Raw genomic sequence first — 22,573 nt, forward strand, 5'->3', positions numbered from 1 at the left:
GGGACCGTGACTGCCACGAAGACGGACCGCAGGGTCGAGACGGTGGACACCGGGGCCGGGCCCGCCCGGATCACCTGGGTGCCCGCGGAGCGCGCGAGGGAGGGGGCCCGACTGGTGCTCGCCCTCGGCCACGGGGCGGGCGGCGGCATCGACAGCCGTGATCTGCGGGCCCTGGCCGCCGCACTGCCCGCGCACGGGGTGACCGTCGCCCTGGTGGAGCAACCCTGGCGGGTCGCCGGGAAGAAGGTCGCACCCGCCCCGAGGACGCTGGACACCGGATGGCGGGGAGTGTGGCCCACGCTCGTCGCACCCGGACTGCCCGTCGTCGCGGGCGGGCGCAGCGCCGGGGCCCGGGTGGCCTGCCGGACGGCGGCGGAGCTCGGCGCCCGCGCCGTTCTCGCGCTCGGTTTCCCGCTGCACCCCCCGGGCAGGCCGGAGAAGTCCCGTGCGGAGGAACTCCTAGGGACCGGCGTGCCCACGCTTGTCGTCCAGGGCGGTAACGACCCGTTCGGGCGGCCCGCCGAGTTCCCGCCGGGGGAGTACGAGCTCACCGAGGTGCCGCACGGGGACCACGGCTTCGCCGTCCCGAAGAAGTCCGGTTCGACGGAGGAACGGGCGATGGGGATCCTGACCGACGCCGTGACCGCCTGGCTGCCCGCCCTGCTGTGAGCTCGCCCGCCCCGGCCCGCGAGCCGTGAGTCCCGCGGTGCTCGTCCTGCGGGCCGGGCGTCCTGCGGTGCCGTGAGCTGCCCGGCCCGTTGCGCGTCGTTCGCCCTGCGGTGGCGGACGCCGCGAGGGAATGTTGCGCCGGGGGCCGCTGTTGTCGGTGACATCGGTACATCACGTCGTATGTGGAGAGGGAGTCCGTCGCATGGGTTCGACCATCTGCCCGCGTCGCTCGAACGCCGCTGACCTGGAGTGGACGGTCCTGCATGCGGCAAGCACCGCTCCCGGGCACGCCCCGGGCGCCCCGGAACGACAGCCCGTCCCCGGGCAAGGTCGACTATTCTCCGATTCGAGCGGGTCCGGTTTCGGCTCCGCCACAGCGTTGGAGGAGGTGGGTCCGGTCACCGGTACCGGCACAGGGACCGACGACGGCCGCGCGCAGGAGACGGCTGCCGAGCGCAACGCGCGTTTCGAGCGGGACGCCCTCGGTTACCTCGACCAGATGTACTCGGCCGCACTGCGCATGACGCGCAACCCCGCGGACGCCGAGGACCTGGTCCAGGAGACGTATGCCAAGGCGTACGGCTCCTTCCACCAGTTCCGTGAGGGCACCAACCTCAAGGCGTGGATGTACCGCATCCTCACCAACACGTTCATCAACTCGTACCGCAAGAAGCAGCGCGAACCCCAGCGCAGTGCCGCCGAGGAGATCGAGGACTGGCAGCTGGCGCGCGCGGAGTCGCACATGTCGACGGGGCTGCGCTCGGCCGAGTCCCAGGCACTCGACCACCTTCCCGACTCGGACGTGAAGGCCGCCCTGCAGGCGATACCCGAAGAGTTCCGCATCGCCGTGTATCTCGCCGATGTGGAGGGCTTTGCCTACAAGGAGATCGCGGACATCATGGGGACTCCCATCGGTACGGTGATGTCCCGACTGCACCGGGGCCGCCGCCAGCTGCGCGGCATGCTGGAGGACTACGCCCGCGAGCGCGGGCTCGTCCCGGCCGGTGCCGGAGAGTCGGACGATCGGAAAGGCTCGGGCTCATGAGCTGCGGAGAGCCGCACGAGACGGACTGCTCGGAGGTCCTCGACCACCTCTACGAGTTCCTCGACCACGAGATGCCCGACAGCGACTGCACCAAGTTCGAGACGCACTTCGAGGAGTGCTCCCCGTGCCTGGAGAAGTACGGCCTGGAGCAGGCCGTGAAGAAGCTGGTGAAGCGCTGCTGCGGCCAGGACGACGTACCGAGCGATCTGCGGTCCAAGGTGATGGGACGGATCGATCTGATCCGCTCGGGGCAGGTGGTCCCGGAGCAGGATCTGACGGCGCCCGAACCGGACCGGCCGACCGCCGTCCAGGAATGACGACCGCCGTCCGGGCCTGAGGGCAGCCGTCCGGGCATGACGACCGCCGTCGGGTCCGACAACACGTCCCCGGCGACGCGGCGGGTCGCCGTGCCCTCAGGACTCGGCCGCGGACGGGTGTCCGGGGCCGTCCCGATGGCGCCGTCGGCGCCCGGCCACGCCGCCCTCGATCCGCAGAGATCCGTACACATCACCCGTATGTGTTAATCGGCTTCATTGCCGCTCCACCACACGGACAACTCGCTAGCGTGGCGCCTCCATCGACCATGTGGGGGGCGGGCGGAGCAGGTGGGAGCCACGGGCGGGGCGGTGCGCGCGTACACCTCGGCGGTCGCGGCCGCCGCCCTGCTGTGCGTGCTGCCCGCGCTGCGCACCGGCGCCGGGACGCCGTGGAGCACCGTCGGACTGCTCGCCGGGCTCTGTCTGGTCTGTGAACTTCCCGGGCGCCGCCCGTTCCTCGGCGGCTCCGTGCCGATCGGTCCCGGATCGTTCTTTCCGCTGCTGCTGGCGGGTGCCTTTCTGCTGCCGCCGGCCGCGGCCGCCCTGGTCGCCGTCTCCGGGGCGTCGGCCGGCCGGGTGGAGAGCCCGCCCGCCGCCACCCGGCGCGTCTGGCGGGCCGCCCGGCTCGCCCTCGCGGTCTGGACGGCCTCGGCCGCGTACGGCCTGCTCGGGGGCGCCGCCACACTGGGCGGCACCGGTGACGGACGGCTCCCCGACCTCCCGTACGCCCTGCTGCCGGCCGGTGCCGCCACGCTGGTCCTCAGCCTCGTCCTGACCGCCCTGGACGGCTCGATCCTGGTCGTCGCCGAACGGCTGCCCGTCCGTCGTGCCTGGAACGGACTGCTGTCGCGCGCGCTTGCCCCGCATCTGGTGCACGGGCTCGCCGGGCTGATGACGGCCGTGCTGTGGCGCGGCCCGTACGGGCCGCTCTCCGCACTCGTCGTGCTGCTGCCGATCTACATCTCGTGCTGGGTCTTCGCCCAGTCCGAGCGGGAGCACGCCGCGCACCGCGCCACCATCAGGGCGCTCGTGCAGGCCGTCGACATCAAGGACGCGTACACCCGCGGCCACAGCGAACGGGTCGGGCACGCCTCCGTGCTCATCGCCCGCGAGCTGGGCATGGAGCGGAACCGACTGGAAGTCCTCCGGTTCGCCGGCATCCTGCACGACATCGGCAAGCTCTGCGTCCCGACCCGAGTGCTCCGCAAGGACGGACCGCTCACCCCGGAGGAACGGCGGGTGATCGAACTGCACCCGGGGTACGGGGACGAGATCGTGCGCGGCATCGGCTTCCTCGGCGAGGCGCGCTCCGCGATCCTGCACCACCACGAACGCCTCGACGGCAGCGGCTATCCGTGCGGGCTCAGCGGGCGGGAGATTCCCGAGTTCGCCAGGGTCGTCGCGGTGGCCGACGCCTTCGACGCGATGACCTCGACCCGGTCCTACCGCCGCGGCCGGCCGGTGCCCGCGGCGCTGGCGGAGCTGGAGCGGTGCGCGGGCACGCAGTTCGATCCGCGGATGGTCCGGGCCCTGGTGCGGGCCGTGAACCGGGACGGCTGGCCGTCGTCCGCCGCGGTCACCGCGGACGGGGTACCGGCACCGGCCCCGCCGCCCCGGACCGGCGGGCGGCATGCCGTGTCCGGTCCGCGACCGGCCGCGGACCGACCGCGATGACCCCGGGCAGCGCCCGCCGCCCCCGCGCCGTCGCCGGTGCCCGGATCCGGCGCGGGACGTCGCCGCCCGCGGTCCTCGCGGTCCGGGGCGTCGCCGCCGTGCTCGCGCTCGCCGGGCTCGGCCGCACCCTTCACGACGGCGTTCGGGAACCCGGTACCGCGCTCGCCTTCGGCCTGCTCATCGTCGTGGGCGAGCTGGCCCGATGGCGTGCGCTGCCAGGCGAGCGCGAGCCCGCCCCCCTCGGGGCCGCCGGGGCGCTCGCGTACGCACTCCTCGGCCGGGTCGGCGGCGAACCGGCCACCCACGGCGTCCACCAGGTGATCGCCGTGCTCGTCGTGGCGCAGCTCGCCGCCTGCCTGCCCCGTGCGGTGCGCGGGGGCGGGCCGACAGTCGACCGGGCGGCCCGCCGCGTCCTGACCGTCACCTTCACCGCCGTGTGCTTCCAGCCGCTGTACGGCGGCGTCGGCACCGGCGACCGGTTCGGCGGGGGCCCGTACCACGTGCTCCTCCCGCTGCTGCTCCTCGGTGTGACCGCGTGGTGCGACGCCGTGCTCGCGGCCCTGCTGGCACGCTCGCGGTCCGTCCGCCGCGGGCCCCGGGGCGCGGTCGGCAGCCCCGTGCCGTACGGGCCGCTGCTCCGCGACGAGCTGTCCGGCCTCGTCGGCATCGGTCCGGCGGTCTGCGCGACGGGGGTCGTGATGGCCCTCGGCGTCGCGGTGGCCGGGCTGTGGGCGCTGCCCGTGCTGTGCGTACCGCTGCTGCTGACCCAGGTCTCGTTCCGCAGGTTCGTCGCCGTGCGCGGTACCTGCCGGCAGACGATCGCCTCGCTCGCCCGCTCCACGGAGATCGCCGGATACACCCCTCCGGGGCATGCCCGCAGGGTCGCGGCGCTCTGCGTGGCCGTCGGCCGGGAACTGGGCCTGGCCGGGAGACGGCTGACCGTGCTGGAGTACGCGGCGCTCATGCACGACATCGGTCAGCTCTCCCTCGTCGATCCGGTCCCGGACGGTGCGACGGCCGTCCTGCCCGCCGCCGAGCAGCGCCGCATCGCACTGCTCGGCGGGGCGGTCGTCCGGCAGACGGGGGTGGACGCCGAGGTCGCGGTCGTGGTGGAACGGCAGGCCGACCCGTATCGCGAGCAGCCGCTGCCCGCCAGGATCGTCAGGGCGGTCAACGCATACGACGACCTGTCCGGGGAAGGGCTCATCGGGCCGCTCGACGCACTGGAACACCTCAGGTTCGGCACCGGCCGGGACTACCAGCCCGAGGTCGTCGACACCCTGGCCCGGGTTCTGGCCCGGGGCGGTCCGGCGCCCGTCCCGCACGGGTAACCCATGGGTAATGAGCGGGCGTCCGGCCCGGCATGGTTGGATGCGAAGAAGAGCGGAAATCGAGGGTGTCCAGAGCGTCCGGCAGCAGGCAGCGCGGGTGAAGGAGCGGGGCTGGGGTGCGTGCATCGCAAGGCGGAGGACTGAGGCGACGCGGAGCGTTGGTGAGGGACGACGACGCCGCGCGGCGCATGCCCCGGGCCCGCGACACCGCGGAGCCCACTGCCGGACGCTCCTAGTCGGAACGGGCGGGAATCGTGAGGATCTTCGGGAAGGTACGGCATCGGCCTTCCGCCTCTTGGCGGCAGGCCACGGACCGCGCGTTCACGCTGATCGGCGACGGCCGGTACGAGGACGCGGGCGCGCTGCTGACACGCGCGGCGGACCTGGAGCCCTGGCTCTCGGAGTCGTGGTTCAACCTGGCGCTGCTGCACAAGTTCCGGCACGACTGGGAACAGGCGAGAGCCGCCGGTCTGCGGGCCGTCGCACTGCTCGACAAGGAATCCGGCGCCCCCGACTGGTGGAACGTCGGGATCGCCGCCACGGCGTTGCAGGACTGGCCGCTGGCCCGCCGGGCCTGGCAGGCGTACGGCCTGAAGGTGCCGGGCGCCGGCCAGCACACCTCGGCGGCGGGCAGCGAGCCCGTCGGCATGGAGCTGGGCAGTGCCGCGGTACGGCTGTCGCCGGAGGGCGAGGCCGAGGTGGTGTGGGGCCGCAGGCTCGACCCGGCCCGCATGGAGGTGTTGTCCATCCCGCTGCCGTCGTCCGGCCGCCGCTGGGGCGAGGTCGTCCTGCACGACGGTGTGCCGCACGGCGAGCGGGTCACCGCGGCCGGTCCCTCGTATCCCGTCTTCGACGAGATCGAGCTGTGGGCGCCGTCGCCCGTCCCCACCTGGGTCGTGCTGCTGGAGGCGGCCACCGAGGCGGACAGGGACGCGCTGGAGCGGCTGGCGTCCGATGCCGGGTTCGCCGCCGAGGACTGGTCGTCGTCCGTGCGGCTGCTCTGCCGGGCCTGTTCGGAGAGCCGGATGGAGAGCGACGAGGGCGACGGCGAGCACCTGGACCCGCACGACCACAGCGAGCCGGGGCATCCGGGGCCGCTGGGCCATCGCACCGCGGGCGAGCTGTGGGTGCCGGAGCGGGAGTGCGGGATAGCGGCGCCGGCCGGACTGGTGCGCGGGCTGCTGGACGGCTGGGTCGCGGACAGCCCGGACAGCCGTGAGTGGCGGGATCTCGAAGAGGTCTGCTGACCGGCGCCCGTCTCGTGGACCCCGTGGGCCCGGGGCGGCGCCGTACCGCGTCGCCGTCGGGCGCGGCGTCCGCCCGCTGTCCGGTCCGACCACACGAGCGGTGCGGGTGCCCGTAGGCTGTACGGGCACCGGTCGCGGTGCTCGGGTGCTCGGGCCCCGACCGCTTCGGACGCCCGGGTCTCAGGTTTTGACGCCCGGGTTTCAGGTTTTGAGGAAGGCGTACGGCGGACATGGCGCAGCAGGAGACGGACGAGCAGATCAGCGTCGACGACGAGGGCTTCGTCGTGGACACCGAGGACTGCGAGGCGCGCGAGACGGCGCATCGCGAGCGCGGCACCTCGCGTCCGATCACGGTCGTGGGCAACCCGGTGCTGCACAAGGAGTGCAAGGACGTCACCGCTTTCGACGACGATCTGGCCCGGCTGATCGACGACATGTTCGCCAGCCAGCGGACGGCGGAGGGCGTCGGTCTCGCCGCGAACCAGATCGGCGTCGACCTCAAGGTCTTCGTCTACGACTGCCCGGACGACGACGGCGTGCGGCATGTCGGTGCGGTCTGCAACCCGGTGCTGGAGGAACTGGCGCCCGAGGAGCGGGTCCTCGACGACTCCAACGAGGGCTGTCTCTCCGTGCCGACGGCGTACGCCTCGCTGGCCCGGCCCGACTACGCGGTGGTGCGCGGCCAGGACGCCGAGGGCAACCCGATCAGGGTCCGGGGGACCGGTTACTTCGCCCGCTGCCTCCAGCACGAGACGGACCACCTGTACGGGTACCTCTACATCGACCGCCTCTCCAAGCGCGACCGCAAGGACGCACTGCGGCAGATGGCGGAGAACACGCCTCGCTACGAGGTCGTGCCGAACGACTGAGCGCGCACCGGACGGCCGTCGACGGGCCCGGCATCTCCGCACGGAGTGCCGGGCCTCCCTCTTGCTCACCTGATCGTCAACTGTCTTTTCCCTGTGGACAGTTGACGCGCGTCAACTCGTCCGACAGGCTCTCTCATCACATCTTCGCCCCGCCTCCGTCGCGACAGGGAGGTCCTTCATGCTCAGACGCACCGCACGACTCCTGCTCGGCCTTGTCATGACCATGGCCTTCGCCTCGGGGGGTGCCGTCGCCACCGCCGGGACCGCGCAGGCCGACGGCTGCTACACCTGGACCCGCACGCTGTCCCCCGGCGCCACCGGGAACGACGTCGTCCAGCTCCAGATCCGGGTGGCCGGGTACCCCGGCTACAACTCCGTACTCGCCATCGACGGCTCCTACGGGCCCGCGACCACCGCCGCGGTCAAGCGCTTCCAGGCCGCCTACGGGCTCGCCGCCGACGGCATCGCGGGCCCGGCGACCCAGGCCAAGCTGTACGCCCTCCAGGACAACGACTGCACCCCGGCGCACTTCACCTACGCCGAGCACAACCGGTGCAACTCCACCTGGGCGGGCGGGGCCGTGGCGGCGGGCACCGCGAAGGCCAACGCCCTGAGCACCATGTGGAAGCTGGAGGCGCTGCGGCACGCGCTCGGCGACCAGTCCATCCGGGTCACCAGCGGCTTCCGCTCCAAGAGTTGCAACAGCGCGGTCGGCGGCGCGGCAAACAGCCGTCACATGTACGGGGACGCCGCGGACCTGGGTGCCGGGCCGCATTCCCTGTGCACCCTCGCCAAGCAGGCCCGCAACCACGGCTTCAACGGGATTCTCGGTCCGGGATACCCGGGCCACGGCGACCACGTCCACGTGAACCAGGGCCCCAGCCACTTCTGGTCCGCGTCGAGCTGCGGCATCTGACGCGCGCCGGGGCCAGGAGCCCCGGTCGCCGGGCGGGCGACCCGGGCTCCGGGTGGTCCCTGGGCAGCCGCGGCGACCGTTCGGACGCCCGGCCCGAGGCCGGATGCGCGTCGGGCCGGGCGGCTGGTCCGCCGAGGTCAGGCGACGTCGGCCGCCGCTTCCGGGCCGCGGAAGGTGCGCCGGTAGGCGTGCGGGGTGGTGCCCAGAGATCGCACGAACTGGTGGCGCAGCGCGGCGGCGGTCCCGAACCCGGTGCGTCCGGCGATCGTGTCCACCGTCTCGTCGGACGTCTCCAGCAGGTGCTGTGCCAGGAGCACCCGCTGACGCAGCAGCCAGCGGTACGGCGTGGTGCCCGTCTCCTGCTGGAAGCGGCGGGCGAAGGTGCGCGGCGACATGTGCGCCTGCGCCGCGAGCTGCTCGACGGTCATCTCCCGGTCGAGGTGGCGCTCCATCCACACCAGCGTCCCGCCGACCGTGTCGCACCGGGTGCGCGGCAGCGGCCGCTCGATGTACTGGGCCTGGCCGCCGTCCCGGTGCGGCGGCACCACCATCCGGCGCGCGATCGCGTTGGCGGTGTCGGTGCCGTACGCCTGCCGGACCAGGTGCAGGCAGGCGTCGATGCCGGCCGCGGTGCCCGCCGAGGTGACCACCGGTCCGTCGTCCACGTACAGCACGTCGGGCTCGACGACGGCCCGCGGGTAGCGGCGGGCCAGCTCGTCGGTGTGGCGCCAGTGGGTGGTGCAGCGGCGGCCGTCCAGCAGCCCGGCCGCGCCGAGGACGTACGCGCCGGAGCAGACGCTCAGCACGCGCGCGCCCCGGTCCACGGCCCGGCGCAGCGCGTCGAGGACCTCCTCGGGATACTCCCGCTCGACGTAGTGCCCACCGGCCGGCACGGCGATGAGATCGGCCTCCTCCAGACGTTCGAGGCCGTGCGGCGAGCCGATGGTGAACCCGGCGTGGGTCCGCAGCGTAGGGCCCTCGGCGGAGACCACGGCGAAATCGTGGACCGGCAGGCCCTCCGCGCTGCGGTCGAGTCCGAAGACCTCGCACAGCACACCCAGTTCGAAGGGGTGGACCTCGTCCAGCAGCAGGGCGGCGACATTGTTCAGCATCGGACCAGTGTGGCAGTAAATCGATGCTGTGTGGCAGTCCTGCCACTGCCGCGCCGTGCGGGCGCGGACGAGAGTGAAGCCATGAACACCTTCCTGAATGTCCTGGGCATGTCCGCGTTCATCATCCTCTCCCTGCTGCCCGCCCTCCTCGGTCTCGCCCGGGAGCGCCGCATCTCCCGCGAACTGCTGGCGGCGCAACACATGAGGAACGACGCACCGCCGGAAACGGCGGGCGCCGCCCGGCCGGTCACGGCCGAGCGGCGCCCGTACATCAGGAGCTGGGCCCGGATCTGAGGACCGGGCCGGGGCGGGAGGTCAGAAGTCCTCGTCCAGATCGACCGAGCCCTCCACCGCCACCTGGTAGGCGGACGGCCGGCGCTCGAAGAAGTTCGTCAGCTCCTGCACGCCCTGGAGCTCCATGAACGAGAACGGGTTCTCGGAGCCGTAGACCGCCGGGAAGCCGAGCCGGGTCAGGCGCTGGTCGGCCACGCACTCCAGGTACTGCCGCATCGACTCCGTGTTCATGCCGGGCAGTCCGTCGCCGCACAGGTCGCGGCCGAACTGCAGCTCCGCCGCCACGGCCTCCTTCAGCATGTCGGTGACCTGCTGCTGGAGCTCGTCGTCGAAGAGGTCCGGCTCCTCCTTGCGGACGGTGTCCACGACCTCGAACGCGAAGTTCATGTGCATCGTCTCGTCGCGGAACACCCAGTTGGTGCCCGTGGCGAGACCGTGCAGCAGGCCGCGCGAGCGGAACCAGTAGACGTACGCGAATGCGCCGTAGAAGAACAGCCCCTCGATGCACGCCGCGAAACAGATGAGGTTGAGGAGGAAACGGCGGCGGTCGGCCCGGCTCTCCAGCCGGTCGATCGTCTCGACCGAGTCCATCCACTTGAAGCAGAACTCGGCCTTCTCGCGGATCGACGGGATGTTCTCGACGGCCGCGAACGCCGCCGCCCGGTCGTCCGGGTCGGGCAGATAGGTGTCGAGCAGCGTCAGGTAGAACTGGACGTGCACGGCCTCCTCGAACAGCTGACGGCTCAGGTACAGCCGCGCCTCGGGGGAGTTGATGTGCTTGTAGAGCGTCAGCACGAGGTTGTTGGCGACGATCGAGTCGCCCGTCGCGAAGAACGCGACGAGCCGGCCGATCATGTGCTGCTCGCCCGGCGACAGCTTCGCGAGGTCGGCCACGTCCGAGTGGAGGTCGACCTCCTCGACGGTCCAGGTGTTCTTGATCGCGTCCCGGTAGCGCTCGTAGAAGTCCGGGTAGCGCATGGGGCGCAGGGTCAGTTCGAAGCCCGGGTCGAGCAGGTTCTTCGTGGGGTTGGTGTCGGTCATTACTGGCAGGCCTCGCAGGACTCGGGGTTTTCGAGGGAGCAGGCGATCGCGTCCGCGTCGGGGGCCGGCGCCTGCTGGGCGGGAACGGCGGCGGTGGCGGCGGCCGTGCCGGAGGCCGCGCGGGCGATCCGGGTGGCGGGGCGGGACCGCAGGTAGTACGTCGTCTTCAGCCCCTTCTTCCAGGCGTACGCGTACATCGAGGAGAGCTTGCCGATGGTCGGCGTCTCCATGAAGAGGTTCAGCGACTGGCTCTGGTCGAGGAACGGCGTACGCGCCGCCGCCATGTCGATCAGGCCGCGCTGCGGGATCTCCCACGCCGTGCGGTACAGCGCCCGCACGTCCTCGGGGATCCAGGCGAAGCCCTGCACGGAGCCGCTCGCCTCGCGCAGCGCCTCGCGAGTCCGCGCGTCCCACACGCCGAGCCGCTTCAGCTCCTCCACCAGGTAGGCGTTGACCTGGAGGAACTCACCGCTGAGCGTCTCGCGCTTGAAGAGGTTGGAGACCTGCGGCTCGATGCACTCGTACACGCCCGCGATCGAGGCGATCGTCGCCGTCGGCGCGATGGCCAGCAGCAGCGAGTTGCGCATCCCGGTCCGCGCGACGCGGGCACGCAGCGCGTCCCAGCGCTCGGGCCAGTTCGGTTCGATGCCGTAGTGGTCGGGGTGCAGCACCCCGCGCGCGGCGCGCGTCTGCTCCCAGGCGGGCAGCGGGCCGGACCGCTCGGCGAGGTCGCAGGACGCCTCGTACGCGGCGAGCATGATCCGCTCGGAGATCTTCGTGGACAGCGCGCGGGCCTCGGGGGAGTCGAACGGCAGCCGCAGCTGGAAGAAGACGTCCTGGAGACCCATGGCGCCCAGGCCCACCGGGCGCCACTTGGCGTTGGAGCGCCCGGCCTGCTCGGTCGGGTAGAAGTTGATGTCGACGACCCGGTCCAGGAACGTCACCGCGGTGCGGACGGCGGCGTCCAGCCGCTCCCAGTCGATGCCGCCGTCGGCGACGAACGCGCCGAGGTTGACCGACCCCAGGTTGCAGACGGCCGTCTCGCCGTCGTCGGTGACTTCGAGGATCTCGGTGCACAGGTTCGACGAGTGGACGACACGGCCCGGCTCGGCGGTCTGGTTCGCGGTCCGGTTGGCGGCGTCCTTGAACGTCATCCAGCCCTGGCCGGTCTGCGCGAGGGTGCGCATCATCCGGCCGTACAGCTCGCGGGCCGGCATCGTCTTGCGGGCCAGGCCCTTCGCCTCGGCGGCCCGGTACGCCGTGTCGAACGCGTCGCCCCACAGGTCGACGAGTTCGGGCACGTCGGAGGGGGAGAACAGCGACCAGTCGCCGTCCGCGTCGACCCGGCGCATGAACTCGTCCGGGATCCAGTGCGCCAGGTTGAGGTTGTGCGTGCGCCGCTGGTCCTCGCCCGTGTTGTCGCGCAGCTCCAGGAACTCCTCGATGTCCGCGTGCCAGGTCTCCAGGTAGACCGCGGCGGCACCCTTGCGGCGGCCGCCCTGGTTGACGGCGGCGACGGACGCGTCGAGCGTCTTCAGGAACGGCACGATGCCGTTGGAGTGCCCGTTGGTGCCGCGGATCAGCGAACCGCGGGCCCGGATGCGGGAGTACGGCAGACCGATGCCGCCCGCGTGCTTCGAGAGCCGCGCCACCTGGTGGTAGCGGTCGTAGATCGAGTCGAGCTCGTCGAGCGGGGAGTCCAGCAGGTAGCAGGAGGACATCTGCGGGTGCCGGGTGCCGGAGTTGAACAGCGTCGGCGACGACGGCAGGTAGTCGAGCCGGCTCATCAGCCCGTACAGCGCCGCGACCTCGTCCACGGCCTGAGGCGATTCGTCCTCGGCGAGACCGGACGCCACCCGCAGCATGAAGTGCTGCGGGGTCTCGATGACCTGGCGGGTGTGCGGGTGGCGCAGCAGGTAGCGGCTGTGCAGGGTCCGCAGGCCGAAGTAGCCGAAGCGGTCGTCGGCGCCGTCGAGGAGGGCGCGCTCGACCAGGGCGTCCAGGGCCGCCGCGTGGGCCGCGACGAACGCGGCGGTGCGGTCGGCGATCAGGCCCTCGCGGTGGCCGACGGCGACGGAGGCGGAGAAGGAGACCGCGCCCTGGCCCGCCGCCTCGTCCGCGATGGTGCGGGTGAGCAGCCGGGCGGCGAGCCGGGAGTAGGCGGGGTCCTCGGAGATGAGTCCCGCGGCGGCCTCGGTGGCCAGCGACCGCAGCTCGGCCTCGTCGGCCCGTGCGCTGCGGCCCCGCAGCGCGGCGGCGGCCACCCGTCCGGGATCGGCGTCGGGAAGGTCGACGGTGAGGTCGGTCAGGGTCCGCAGCAGTGCGGTGCCCGGCCCGTCGTGTGCGGTTCCCTCGGACTCGGCCGCTACGGACGCGGCGACTGAGGCCGGATCGGCTGGCGCGATGGTCACGTGGTGCTCTCCCTCGCTCGGCTCGGGGCCGGCGGGGGAACGGGGCAGCCGGGCAGCACGGAGCCCTGGGCGGGCGGCACTGCGTACGGCGTCCACCGGCCCATCCGCGAGGCCCGGACGTCTGGCACCCGGATCGGTCGAGCCGGGTGCGCTGTCGGCAGGTCGTCGGACTTGGTCGGGTGTGCGCAAAAGCGCACTGAACACACCGTTGCGGGACAGTTCCGGATTCGCACCGGATTCCCCTGCGACGACAGCGAGGATGAGCATACATGTGGGGGCCGCTCGATGAGGCAGCCCCCAGATGTTGTGTCGGCCTCCGTGTGTCGGGCCCGCAGGAGGCGCCCTGCGGGCCTCTCCCCGGACGCCGGACGGCCCGCCACCCGCCCCCTTCCGGCAGGGGCGGGCCGTCCGGGGCCCGGGAGGGCGGTCAGCGGATGGCCGGCGCTCCTGCGGTGACCGGGGGCAGTTCCACCTGGACGCCAGGGTCGCCCGCGTCGGCCGTGTAGTCGGCCGGGGACGTCTCGTCGGTGCCGGCGGGCGCCTTCGCCGCGTTCAGGACGAACGTCAGCACCACCGTCACGACCACGTTCAGCACGAACGCGGTGAGGCCGATGTAACCGATCTCACCGATGCCCGGGATCTGAGCGGACGAACCGCCGAAGTGCTTCTGCGTGGACGACTGCACCCCGTACGCGGCCACCGTGCCGTACACCATGCCGACCGCCCAGCCCGCGAGCAGCGCCCAGCGGTGGAACCAACGGGTGAACAGACCGCCGACCAGGGCCGGCATCGTCTGGAGGATCCAGATCCCGCCGAGCAGCTGGAAGTTGATCGCGACCGTCTTGTCCATGGTGAGGACGAAGGCCAGCGCCCCGACCTTCACCAGCAGCGACACCAGCTTGGAGACCTTGGTCTCCTGCTCGGGGGTCGCGTCGGGCCTGAGGAAGTCCTTGTAGATGTTGCGGGTGAAGAGGTTCGCCGCGGCGATCGACATGATCGCCGCGGGCACCAGCGCGCCGATGCCGATGGCGGCGAAGGCCACCCCCGCGAACCAGTCGGGGAACATGTTCTCGAACAGCTGCGGAATGGCCAGCTGTCCGTTCTCCACATCGATCCCGGCGGCGATCGCCATGAAGCCGAGCAGTGCCAGCAGACCCAGCATCAGCGAGTACAGCGGCAGGATCGTGGTGTTGCGCCGGATCACGTTCCGACTGCGGCTGGAGAGCGTCGCCGTGATCGAGTGCGGGTACATGAAGAGCGCCAGCGCCGAGCCCAACGCCAGGGTGGCGTAGCCCCATTGGCCCGCCTCGCCGGGCGCCAGGGAACCGGTGGGCTTCCCTCCGGGCGGACCGGCGAACTTCTCCTGCGCGGCGGCGAAGATGTCGTGGAAACCGCCGAGTTTGATCGGGATGTAGATGATCGCCACCGCGATGACCAGGTAGATCAGGCCGTCCTTGACGAAGGCGATCAGTGCGGGTGCCCGCAGGCCGGAGGAGTAGGTGTAGGCGGCGAGCACCGCGAACGCGATCAGCAGCGGCAGGTCCTTGACGAACCAGTGGGTGTTCTCGCCGCCGCCGACGCCCATCACGTCCAGCACCGCCTGGATGCCGACGAGTTGCAGCGCGATGTACGGCATCGTGGCGAGGATGCCGGTGACGGCGACCGCCAGCGACAGGCCCTTCGAACCGAACCGCCCGCGCACGAAGTCCGAGGTGGTCACGTACCCGTGCTTGTGCGAGACCGACCACAGCCGGGGCAGGAAGGTGAAGATCAGCGGGTACACCAGGATGGTGTACGGCACGGCGAAGAAGCCCGCCGCGCCCGCCGCGTAGATCGCCGCGGGTACGGCGACGAAGGTGTACGCCGTGTAGAGGTCGCCGCCGAGCAGGAACCAGGTGACCCAGGTTCCGAACGACCTTCCGCCCAGGCCCCATTCGTCGAGGCTCGCCTCGTTCTCGGCCTTGCGCCAGCGTGCCGCCAGGAAGCCCATGACCGTGACGGCCAGGAAGAAGAAGACGAAGACGCCGAGCGCGACGCCGTTCACGCCGTCCTTCATGCCGATGCACCCCCCTTGCGGGAGCGCTGGTCACGCTGCCACAGCTTGTACGCGGTCGCGGTGAGCGCGGTGGAGATCAGGACCCAGAGCATCTGGTACCAGTAGAAGAACGGGATACCGATGAAGGTGGGGTCCACCTTCGCGTACGAACTCACCCAGAGCATCGCGACGAACGGCGCGACGAGGCACAGGGCGATGACCACCCTCACGGGTGTGATGGCGGGTGGCTTTCCTTCCGGGCTTGCAGACATGCGGCGACTCCGTCCCCTCGCTGATCACCTGCTGTGGTGCGCAGGAAATCTAGGGGAGGTTTCCGGTCAGCGTCACCCCCCGGCCGCATCGCGGTCCGGAAACAGTTCCGTGAACGGGTGCACACATGCGAAATCCGGTCGGGCGTACGGGAGTTCATCCGTCCCCGGCATGCGGTCCGCCCCCGTGGGGAACGGCGTTCCACGGGGGCGGACGGGGTGGTGGTGCGGCGGGGTGGGCGGTGGCCGGAATCGATCGTCCGGACGCCCTGCCGGGGCTCGCTGGGGCGTCCGGCCGGGATCCGGGGGCCGGGGTGCGCGACGCGGGTCCGGCGGCCCGCCCGTGTCGGAGGTCAGTCGGTCGGCCGCTTCAGGCGCGCCACGAACTTGTACCGGTCGCCGCGGTAGACCGAGCGCACCCACTCCACGGGCTCCCCCCGCCCGTCCAGCGAGTGACGGGAGAGCATCAGCATCGGCAGGCCCACGTCCGTGCCGAGCAGCCCGGCCTCGCGCGGGGTGGCGAGCGAGGTCTCGATGGTCTCCTCGGCCTCGGCCAGCCGCACGTCGTACACCTCGGACAGTGCGGTGTAGAGCGAGGTGTACTTCACCAGTGAACGGCGCAGCGCCGGAAAGCGTTTGGCCGAAAGGTGCGTGGTCTCGATCGCCATGGGCTCGCCGCTGGCGAGCCGCAGCCGCTCGATCCGCAGCACCCGGCCGCCGGACGAGATGTCGAGCAGTCCGGCGAGCGTGTCGTCGGCAGTGACATAGCCGATGTCCAGTAGTTGGGACGTCGGTTCCAGTCCCTGGGCGCGCATGTCCTCGGTGTACGAGGTGAGCTGGAGCGCCTGGGAGACCTTCGGCTTGGCGACGAAGGTGCCCTTGCCCTGGATGCGTTCCAGCCGGCCCTCGACGACGAGTTCCTGGAGGGCCTGGCGCACGGTCGTGCGCGAGGTGTCGAACTCGGCGGCCAGGGTCCGTTCCGGCGGTACGGGGGTGCCCGGCGGCATGGTGTCCGTCATGTCGAGGAGATGTCGCTTCAGCCGGTAGTACTTCGGGACGCGCGCGGTGCGTGTGGCCGCGCTCGTCTCGTTCTCCGAACTGCCCCCGTCGGCACTCATGGCCCGCCTTCCCGACTGCTGCGTTGCTGCCGTCACCGGCTCCTCCGTCTGTCGCGGCTCACATGGTGGCACGGTCCGGTCACGGCTCGTCGCCCTCCCTTAGGTGTCGGTCCTATAACGGACGCGAGTGCACTTCTTATACACCCTTGACACCCCTAAAGGTCTAGGCCAAGCTCCCGGTACTGGTCTAAACCATTAAAGACCAGGTCCAGCCCCAGCAGTACTCGTCGAATGTCTTCGCGGTGGGCGGGGTTGCAGCATCCCTGAGGAGGGTTTGGCGTGAAGCGCAAGCTCATCGCGGCGATCGGCGTCGCGGGCATGTTGGTGTCGATCGCGGCGTGCGGTTCGGACGACAAGGCATCGTCGAAGGACCCCAAGGACCGCAAGGACAACCTGACCGTCTGGCTCATGGGTGAAGCCCAGTCGACCTGGCCGGAGCTGGTCAAGGACGTCAATGCCGAGTTCAACAAGAAGTACCCCAACGTCAAGGTCAGTGTTCAGTACCAGCAGTGGGGTGACAAGGTCAAGAAGCTTGACACCGCGCTCGGCGGTGACAAGTTCCCTGACGTTGTCGAGCTCGGCAACACCGAGACCATGCAGTACATCCTCAATGGTGCGCTCGGCGAGATCGACTCCAAGAAGTACGAGAACTCCGACACCTGGATCAAGGGGCTCAAGGACACCTGCTCCTACGAGGGCAAGCTCTACTGCGTTCCCTACTACGCGAGCGCCCGCGTCGCCGTCTACAACAAGGACATGCTGAAGGCCGGCACCGGCAGCGACGCCCTCCCGCAGAACGAGGACGAATTCCTCAAGGGCATGGACAAGGTCTCGGCCGAGCTCGCCAAGAAGGACAAGCGCGCCTCCTCCCTGTACTACCCGGGCCGTTACTGGTACGCCGCGATGTCCTACGTCGCTGCCTACGGCGGCCAGATCGCCAAGTACGACGAGGGCGGCAAGGAGTGGAAGGCCGCTCTCTCGACGCCCGAGGCCCAGCAGGGCATCACCCACTTCGTCGACCTGGTCAAGAAGTACAACAAGGCCGACCAGACGAAGGACGAGCAGGACCATGCCAACGTCATGGCCAACGAGAAGGCCGCGGTCATCTACGGCCAGGCGTGGGAGGCCGGCAGCGTCACCACGGGAGAGAACGGCAACCCGAAGCTGGACGGCAAGATCGCGACGGCCGGTATGCCCGGCCCGAACGGCAAGGCACTCCCGTCCTTCATCGGCGGCTCCGACCTGGCGACCATCTCCAAGTCCAAGGTCCAGGACCTCGGCGAGGAGTGGATCTCGCTCTTCACCAACGCGAAGTCCATGGAGGTCCTCGCGGCGAAGAACATCCTTCCGAACAACGAGAAGCAGCTTGAGCCGCTGAAGAGCAAGCCGGAGACGGCCCCCATCGCCAACGCGGTGCCGGACGCCTGGTTCACGCCGATCGCGCCGGGCTGGGCCTCGATCGAGAAGGAGGAGACCCTGGAGAAGATGCTCCTGGAGATCCTCAAGGGCACCTCCGTCGCCGACGCCACCAAGAAGGCCGACGCCGAGATCAACGGTCTGATCAACAAGAAGGCCTGAGCCTTCCGAACTGCCAGGTGGGGGCCCGGCACTGCGCCGGGTCCCCACTTCTTCAGCTAGAGACTGCTGTGATTTCCGGGGCGCGCCTCGGATCCCGCGATGGAAGGTCAGCCACGTGACTGCCGCTGATACCAAGGCTGCCGGACCACCGGTCCCCGCACCACGTGATCCCCAAGTGTCCGCAACCCCGTCGTCCGTCGAGGCCGGCACCGGACCACGCAAGCAGAAGAGGCAGCGGAAGAAGGGGGAACTGCTCCCCTATCTCCTGATACTCCCGGCGATCGTGGCGATCGCCGCCGTCTACCTCTACCCGCTCGGCAAGACCGTCATCATGTCCTTCCAGGACATGGGCCGGCGCGAGCTCTGGACCGGCGAATCCGCACCGTGGGTCGGACTGGACCAGTTCACCAACATCCTCGGCGACTCCGAATTCTGGTGGGTCACGCTCCGCACGGTCGTCTTCATGGCCGTCTGCGTGACGCTCACGATGGGCATCGGGCTGCTGATATCCCTGCTGATGCGCCGTCTGACCACGTGGGTCCGGCTGGTGCTGACGTTCGCCCTGATCGCGGCCTGGTCGATGCCGCTGATGGTGGCGGCCTCGGTCTTCCGCTTCATGGCGGACTCCGACTACGGCCTGATCAACACCCTGATCGCCAAGGTCGTGGGCGAGGACTGGCTCGGCCACAACTGGTACCTCGATCCGATCCAGGGCTTCTCGATCATCACCCTGCTCGTGGTCTGGGGCGCCATCCCCTTCGTCGTCGTCACCCTCTACGCGGCACTCACCCAGGTCCCCAAGGAACTGGAGGAGGCCGCCTCCCTCGACGGCGCCAGCAGCTACGGCGTCTACAAGTACGTCACCTGGCCGGTCATCAAGCCGGTCTTCACCATGGTGGCCACGCTCTCGGTCATCTGGGACTTCAACGTCTTCGGCCAGATCTGGCTGCTGCGTGGCAACAAGCCCGAGCCGGAGTACGAGACCCTCGGCCTCTACTCCTACTCCAAGGCATTCACGTCCACCTCCTTCAGCCAGGGAACCGCGATCGCCCTGATCACGGTGATCCTGCTGTCCGGCGTGGCCGTGTACTACCTGCGCCAGCTCATGAAGACGGGAGAGGTCGAATGAGCACCACGACCGACACACAGGTCCTGCGGCCGGACCGCAAGAAGAGCCGACTGGGCTTCGACGTCCTCGGCCTGGGCATCGCGCTCGTCATGATCTTCCCGGTCTACTGGCTGGTGATCAGCTCCCTGCGCCCCAACCGGGAGATACGGTCCTATGACCAGAGCCTGTGGCCCACGTCGATCACCTTCGACAACTTCGCCCGGGCGATCAAGCAGCCCAACTTCGACACCGCGATCCAGTCCAGCCTGATCGTCTCCATCACCGCCGTGGTCGGCGGCATGATCATCGCCACCCTTGCCGCGCTGGCCATCGGCCGTTTCCGTTTCTTCGGCCGCAAGCCGCTGCTCCTGATCATGATCCTGGTGCAGATGCTGCCGCCGACGGCGATGCTCATCCCGATCTACGCGCAGCTCAACGCCATGGGCGGGATCGACGAGTACTGGGGCCTGATCGTCGTCTACCTGGTCTCCACCCTGCCGTTCGCGACCATCATGATCCGCGGCTTCGTGGTGAACATCCCGGTGGAGCTGGAGGAGTCGGCCATGGTGGACGGCTGCACCCGGTTCGGCGCCTTCCGCCGCGTGATCTTCCCGCTGCTCGCCCCCGGGCTCGCCGCCGCGTCGATCTTCGCGCTGGTCAACGCCTGGAACGAGTACCTCTTCGCGTACATCCTGATCAACGACAACTCCAAGTACACGCTCAACGTGTGGCTGATGACGTTCACCACCGAGCGGGGTACCGACTACGGCGCGCTCATGGCGGCGTCGACGATGATCGCGCTTCCGGTTGTCGTGTTCTTCATGTTCATCCAGAAGAAGATGGCCGCGGGCCTCACCTCGGGCGCCGTGAAGGGATAACGCAGCCTCATGACCACACTGATATCCGCCACGGACACCATCACCCGCGACGCGCTCGCCGTCCTGCAGCCCGGCTTCACCGGCACCACCGCCCCGGACTGGGTGCTGCGCCGGCTCGACGAGGGACTCGCCTCCGTCGCGCTGTTCGGCCGCAACATCCGGACGGCCGAGCAGGTCACCGCACTCACCGCCCAGCTCAGGGCCGAGCGCGACGACCTCCTCGTGGCCATCGACGAGGAGGGCGGCGACGTCACCCGGCTGGAGGTCCGCACCGGTTCCTCCTTCCCCGGCAACCTCGCGCTCGGGCACGTCGACGATGTCGGGCTGACCCGCGCCGTCGCCCAGGAGCTGGGCCGCCGGCTCGCCGAGTGCGGCGTCAACCTCAACTGGGCGCCGTCCGCCGACGTCAACTCCAACCCGGACAACCCGATCATCGGCGTACGCGCCTTCGGTGCCGACACCGGGCTGGTGGCCCGGCACACCGCCGCGTACATCGAGGGCATGCAGAACTCCGGGGTCGCCGCCTGCACCAAGCACTTCCCGGGGCACGGCGACACCGCGATCGACTCGCACCACGCGATGCCGCGCATCGACGTGGACCTGGAGACCCTGCACGCCCGCGAGCTGGTGCCGTTCCGCGCGGCCGTCGCGGCGGGCTCCAAGTGCGTGATGAGCGCGCACATCCTGCTGCCCGCGCTCGACCCGGACCGTCCGGGAACGGTGAGCCCCCGCATCCTCACCGGCCTGCTCCGCGAGGAGCTGGGCTACGACGGCCTGATCATCACCGACGCCGTCGAGATGCAGGCCATCGCCGGTACGTACGGCATCGAGCACGGTTCCGTCCTCGCCATCGCCGCGGGTGCCGACGCCCTGTGCGTCGGCGGCGGCCTGGAGGACGACGGCACCGTGCTGCGGCTGCGCGACGCGCTGGTCTCGGCGGTGCGCAGCGGTGAACTCGCCGAGGAGCGGCTCGCGGACGCGGCCGCCCGGGTGCGTGCCCTCGCGTCGTGGGCGCAGAGGGCCGGGGGAACCGGTTCGGAGCCGGGCGCGGCAGCGCAGGAGGGGACCGCGTCCGGCACCGGAATCGGTTCCGACATCGGTCTGGTCGCCGCCCGCCGCGCGGTGGAACCGACCGGCTCCGCCGAACCGCTGACCGCGCCGGCGTACGTCGCCACGTTCACCTCCGCGTCGAACATCGCGGTCGGCAACGAGACCCCGTGGGGCGTGCTCGCGGAGCTGGCCCGGCTGGTTCCGGGGACGGAGGGCGACACCTACGGCGACGAGACCGAGGCACCCGTGGACGCCGTGCTGGCGGCGGCGGGGGAGCGGCGCGTCGTCGTGGTCGTCCGCGACGCCCACCGTCACGCCTGGATGGCCAAGGCGCTCGACGCCCTCGTCGCCCGGCGCCCCGGCTCGGTCGTCGTCGAGATGGGCGTTCCGCAGGCTCCGGCCCGGGGCGGTCTGCACATCGCCACCCACGGCGCCGCCCGCGTCTGCGGTCTGGCGGCCGCGGAGCTCATCGTGAAGGGGACGCCCGACCGGCAGGGCTGAGCGGCGCGGTGGTGCGGAACGAGAAGGGGCCGCACCGCCACCCGCCCCGACGCCCGGTGACCGTCCGCGGGGACGGTCACCGGGCGTCGTCCGTCCGGCCGGGCGCGCGACCACGACGCGCGGGAGGCCCGGAGCACCCACCTCGGGTGCTCCGGGCCTCCTGGCGTGTCCGGGCTTCGGGGACGTTCTACAGGCCCTGCCACGACGGCTTCGCCGCGTACGTGGCGCGGAAGTAGTCCGCCAGCTTCAGCTTGGACGCCGCGGCCTCGTCGACGACCACCGTCGCGTGCGGATGCAGCTGGAGTGCCGAGGCGGGCACGACCGAGGCCACCGGCCCCTCGACCGTCTGCGCCACGGCGTCCGCCTTGCCCTCGCCGGTGGCGAGCAGGATCGGGTGGCGGGAATCCAGGATGGTGCCGATGCCCTGGGTGATGACGTGGTGCGGCACCTGCGAGATGTCGTCGTCGAAGAAGCGCGCGTTGTCGATCCGGGTCTGCTCGGTGAGCGTCTTGATCCGGGTGCGGGACGCGAGCGAGGAGCACGGCTCGTTGAAGCCGATGTGTCCGTCGGTGCCGATGCCGAGGAGCTGGAGGTCGACGCCCCCCGCCTCCGCGAGCGCCCTGTCGTACGCCTCGCAGGCGGCCGGGATGTCCTCGGCGGAGCCGTCCGGGCCCATGAAGGAGGACTCGGACAGGCCGAGCGGTTCGACGACCTCGCGCAGCACCACGGAGCGGTAGGACTCGGGGTGGCCCGCGGGCAGTCCGACGTACTCGTCGAGCTGGCAGATGCGGGCGCGCGAGGCGTCCACGGCGCCGGAGCGGACCTTGTCCGCCAGCGCCCGGTAGATGGGCAGCGGGGTAGAGCCGGTGGCAACGCCGAGAAGGGCGTCGGGCTTGCGGCGCAGCAGAGCGGCGATGGCCTCTGCGATGAGTTCGCCGCCTGCCTTGGCGTCCGGGACGATGACAACTTCCACGCGGGGCCTGCCGATCTGAAGAGTTGAATCAGGTGGTATAGACCATTCGAAGTCCAATCTAGCAGAAACGGGTGACGCGGACACGGCGTCCGCCCTTGTCCCGCAGCCCCCACCGCCGGGACGGGACCGCCGGGATC

Annotated in this window: 20 protein-coding genes and 1 riboswitch; of the genes, 13 read left to right on the forward strand and 7 right to left on the reverse strand. The window is 70.7% G+C overall.

Going from position 1 to position 22,573, the window contains the following annotated elements:
* The first annotated feature begins 6 nt into the window (after positions 1-6).
* The 8 genes from ACFC79_RS02145 to ACFC79_RS02180 all read left to right on the forward strand — a co-directional run bounded on the left by ACFC79_RS02145 (position 7) and on the right by ACFC79_RS02180 (position 8,068).
* Positions 7-669, forward strand: a complete 663-nt coding sequence (locus ACFC79_RS02145; RefSeq protein WP_376233963.1) for an alpha/beta family hydrolase — start codon at positions 7-9, stop codon at positions 667-669.
* A 388-nt stretch (positions 670-1,057) separates the two neighbouring features.
* A complete protein-coding gene (locus tag ACFC79_RS02150; protein ID WP_376234883.1) occupies positions 1,058-1,714 on the forward strand; it encodes a sigma-70 family RNA polymerase sigma factor in 657 nt (218 codons plus the stop codon).
* Positions 1,711-2,031 (forward strand): mycothiol system anti-sigma-R factor, encoded by a 321-nt coding sequence (gene rsrA / locus ACFC79_RS02155; RefSeq protein WP_376233966.1) that lies wholly within the window; start codon positions 1,711-1,713, stop codon positions 2,029-2,031. Before ACFC79_RS02150 ends, rsrA begins: the two co-directional genes overlap by 4 nt.
* A gap of 288 nt (positions 2,032-2,319) precedes the next feature.
* Complete coding sequence (locus tag ACFC79_RS02160; protein ID WP_376233968.1) at positions 2,320-3,705, forward strand: HD-GYP domain-containing protein; 1,386 nt, start codon at positions 2,320-2,322, stop codon at positions 3,703-3,705.
* Positions 3,702-5,036, forward strand: a complete 1,335-nt coding sequence (locus ACFC79_RS02165; protein WP_376233971.1) for an HD-GYP domain-containing protein — start codon at positions 3,702-3,704, stop codon at positions 5,034-5,036. Before ACFC79_RS02160 ends, ACFC79_RS02165 begins: the two co-directional genes overlap by 4 nt.
* A 254-nt stretch (positions 5,037-5,290) precedes the next feature.
* A complete protein-coding gene (locus tag ACFC79_RS02170; RefSeq protein ID WP_376233973.1) occupies positions 5,291-6,283 on the forward strand; it encodes a tetratricopeptide repeat protein in 993 nt (330 codons plus the stop codon).
* 230 nt (positions 6,284-6,513) lie between these two features.
* Positions 6,514-7,152 (forward strand): peptide deformylase, encoded by a 639-nt coding sequence (gene def / locus ACFC79_RS02175; RefSeq protein ID WP_376233975.1) that lies wholly within the window; start codon positions 6,514-6,516, stop codon positions 7,150-7,152.
* A 178-nt stretch (positions 7,153-7,330) separates the two neighbouring features.
* Positions 7,331-8,068: a D-Ala-D-Ala carboxypeptidase family metallohydrolase gene (locus tag ACFC79_RS02180; protein WP_376233977.1), complete on the forward strand. Its 738-nt coding sequence runs from the start codon at positions 7,331-7,333 to the stop codon at positions 8,066-8,068.
* A 137-nt stretch (positions 8,069-8,205) separates the two neighbouring features.
* Here ACFC79_RS02180 and ACFC79_RS02185 read toward each other — a convergent pair whose 3' ends face one another.
* A complete protein-coding gene (locus ACFC79_RS02185; RefSeq protein ID WP_376233979.1) occupies positions 8,206-9,180 on the reverse strand; it encodes a GlxA family transcriptional regulator in 975 nt (324 codons plus the stop codon).
* 81 nt (positions 9,181-9,261) lie between these two features.
* On the opposite strand from ACFC79_RS02185, the gene ACFC79_RS02190 reads away from it, so the two are divergent.
* Positions 9,262-9,474, forward strand: coding sequence for a hypothetical protein (locus ACFC79_RS02190; RefSeq protein WP_376233982.1), 213 nt, complete (start codon positions 9,262-9,264; stop codon positions 9,472-9,474).
* A 21-nt stretch (positions 9,475-9,495) separates the two neighbouring features.
* On the opposite strand, the gene ACFC79_RS02195 is transcribed toward ACFC79_RS02190, so the two are convergent.
* The 5 genes from ACFC79_RS02195 to ACFC79_RS02215 all read right to left on the reverse strand — a co-directional run bounded on the left by ACFC79_RS02195 (position 9,496) and on the right by ACFC79_RS02215 (position 16,348).
* Positions 9,496-10,515: a ribonucleotide-diphosphate reductase subunit beta gene (locus ACFC79_RS02195; RefSeq protein ID WP_376233984.1), complete on the reverse strand. Its 1,020-nt coding sequence runs from the start codon at positions 10,513-10,515 to the stop codon at positions 9,496-9,498.
* Positions 10,515-12,926: a ribonucleoside-diphosphate reductase subunit alpha gene (locus tag ACFC79_RS02200; protein ID WP_376233987.1), complete on the reverse strand. Its 2,412-nt coding sequence runs from the start codon at positions 12,924-12,926 to the stop codon at positions 10,515-10,517. Before ACFC79_RS02200 ends, ACFC79_RS02195 begins: the two co-directional genes overlap by 1 nt.
* A gap of 138 nt (positions 12,927-13,064) precedes the next feature.
* A riboswitch (cobalamin riboswitch) is annotated at positions 13,065-13,193 on the reverse strand.
* Positions 13,194-13,353: 160 nt separating this feature from the next.
* Entirely contained in the window at positions 13,354-14,982 is a 1,629-nt protein-coding gene (gene mctP / locus ACFC79_RS02205) for a monocarboxylate uptake permease MctP (RefSeq protein ID WP_376233989.1), read from the reverse strand.
* Positions 14,979-15,233 (reverse strand): DUF3311 domain-containing protein, encoded by a 255-nt coding sequence (locus ACFC79_RS02210; RefSeq protein ID WP_376233991.1) that lies wholly within the window; start codon positions 15,231-15,233, stop codon positions 14,979-14,981. Before ACFC79_RS02210 ends, mctP begins: the two co-directional genes overlap by 4 nt.
* A 350-nt stretch (positions 15,234-15,583) precedes the next feature.
* Positions 15,584-16,348, reverse strand: coding sequence for a GntR family transcriptional regulator (locus tag ACFC79_RS02215; RefSeq protein ID WP_376233994.1), 765 nt, complete (start codon positions 16,346-16,348; stop codon positions 15,584-15,586).
* Between the two features lie 279 nt (positions 16,349-16,627).
* On the opposite strand from ACFC79_RS02215, the gene ACFC79_RS02220 reads away from it, so the two are divergent.
* From ACFC79_RS02220 to ACFC79_RS02235, 4 genes are all read left to right on the forward strand, one after another.
* On the forward strand, positions 16,628-17,926 hold the full coding sequence (locus tag ACFC79_RS02220; protein WP_376233996.1) for an extracellular solute-binding protein: 1,299 nt from the start codon (positions 16,628-16,630) through the stop codon (positions 17,924-17,926).
* 115 nt (positions 17,927-18,041) lie between these two features.
* Positions 18,042-19,055 carry a carbohydrate ABC transporter permease gene (locus ACFC79_RS02225; RefSeq protein WP_376233998.1) on the forward strand — a complete coding sequence of 338 codons (1,014 nt, stop codon included), beginning with the start codon at positions 18,042-18,044 and terminating at the stop codon, positions 19,053-19,055.
* On the forward strand, positions 19,052-19,912 hold the full coding sequence (locus tag ACFC79_RS02230; RefSeq protein WP_376234001.1) for a carbohydrate ABC transporter permease: 861 nt from the start codon (positions 19,052-19,054) through the stop codon (positions 19,910-19,912). The genes ACFC79_RS02225 and ACFC79_RS02230 overlap by 4 nt, the downstream gene beginning before the upstream one ends.
* 9 nt (positions 19,913-19,921) lie before the next feature.
* Complete coding sequence (locus tag ACFC79_RS02235; RefSeq protein ID WP_376234003.1) at positions 19,922-21,463, forward strand: glycoside hydrolase family 3 protein; 1,542 nt, start codon at positions 19,922-19,924, stop codon at positions 21,461-21,463.
* 187 nt (positions 21,464-21,650) lie between these two features.
* On the opposite strand, the gene nagB is transcribed toward ACFC79_RS02235, so the two are convergent.
* Positions 21,651-22,436 carry a glucosamine-6-phosphate deaminase gene (nagB, locus tag ACFC79_RS02240; protein WP_376234005.1) on the reverse strand — a complete coding sequence of 262 codons (786 nt, stop codon included), beginning with the start codon at positions 22,434-22,436 and terminating at the stop codon, positions 21,651-21,653.
* Between the last annotated feature and the right edge of the window lie 137 nt (positions 22,437-22,573).

The organism is Streptomyces sp. NPDC056061 (assembly GCF_042266885.1).
In the GTDB taxonomy this organism is placed as follows: Bacteria; Actinomycetota; Actinomycetes; order Streptomycetales; family Streptomycetaceae; genus Streptomyces.

Coding starts and splice junctions, on each gene's coding strand:
- rsrA (WP_376233966.1), top strand. CDS start 1,711: ATGAGCTGCGGAGAGCCGCACGAGACGGACTGCTCGGAGGTCCTCGAC.
- ACFC79_RS02165 (WP_376233971.1), top strand. CDS start 3,702: ATGACCCCGGGCAGCGCCCGCCGCCCCCGCGCCGTCGCCGGTGCCCGG.
- def (WP_376233975.1), top strand. CDS start 6,514: ATGGCGCAGCAGGAGACGGACGAGCAGATCAGCGTCGACGACGAGGGC.
- ACFC79_RS02180 (WP_376233977.1), top strand. CDS start 7,331: ATGCTCAGACGCACCGCACGACTCCTGCTCGGCCTTGTCATGACCATG.
- ACFC79_RS02185 (WP_376233979.1), bottom strand. CDS start 9,180: ATGCTGAACAATGTCGCCGCCCTGCTGCTGGACGAGGTCCACCCCTTC.
- ACFC79_RS02190 (WP_376233982.1), top strand. CDS start 9,262: ATGAACACCTTCCTGAATGTCCTGGGCATGTCCGCGTTCATCATCCTC.
- ACFC79_RS02195 (WP_376233984.1), bottom strand. CDS start 10,515: ATGACCGACACCAACCCCACGAAGAACCTGCTCGACCCGGGCTTCGAA.
- mctP (WP_376233989.1), bottom strand. CDS start 14,982: ATGAAGGACGGCGTGAACGGCGTCGCGCTCGGCGTCTTCGTCTTCTTC.
- ACFC79_RS02210 (WP_376233991.1), bottom strand. CDS start 15,233: ATGTCTGCAAGCCCGGAAGGAAAGCCACCCGCCATCACACCCGTGAGG.
- ACFC79_RS02215 (WP_376233994.1), bottom strand. CDS start 16,348: ATGAGTGCCGACGGGGGCAGTTCGGAGAACGAGACGAGCGCGGCCACA.
- ACFC79_RS02230 (WP_376234001.1), top strand. CDS start 19,052: ATGAGCACCACGACCGACACACAGGTCCTGCGGCCGGACCGCAAGAAG.
- ACFC79_RS02235 (WP_376234003.1), top strand. CDS start 19,922: ATGACCACACTGATATCCGCCACGGACACCATCACCCGCGACGCGCTC.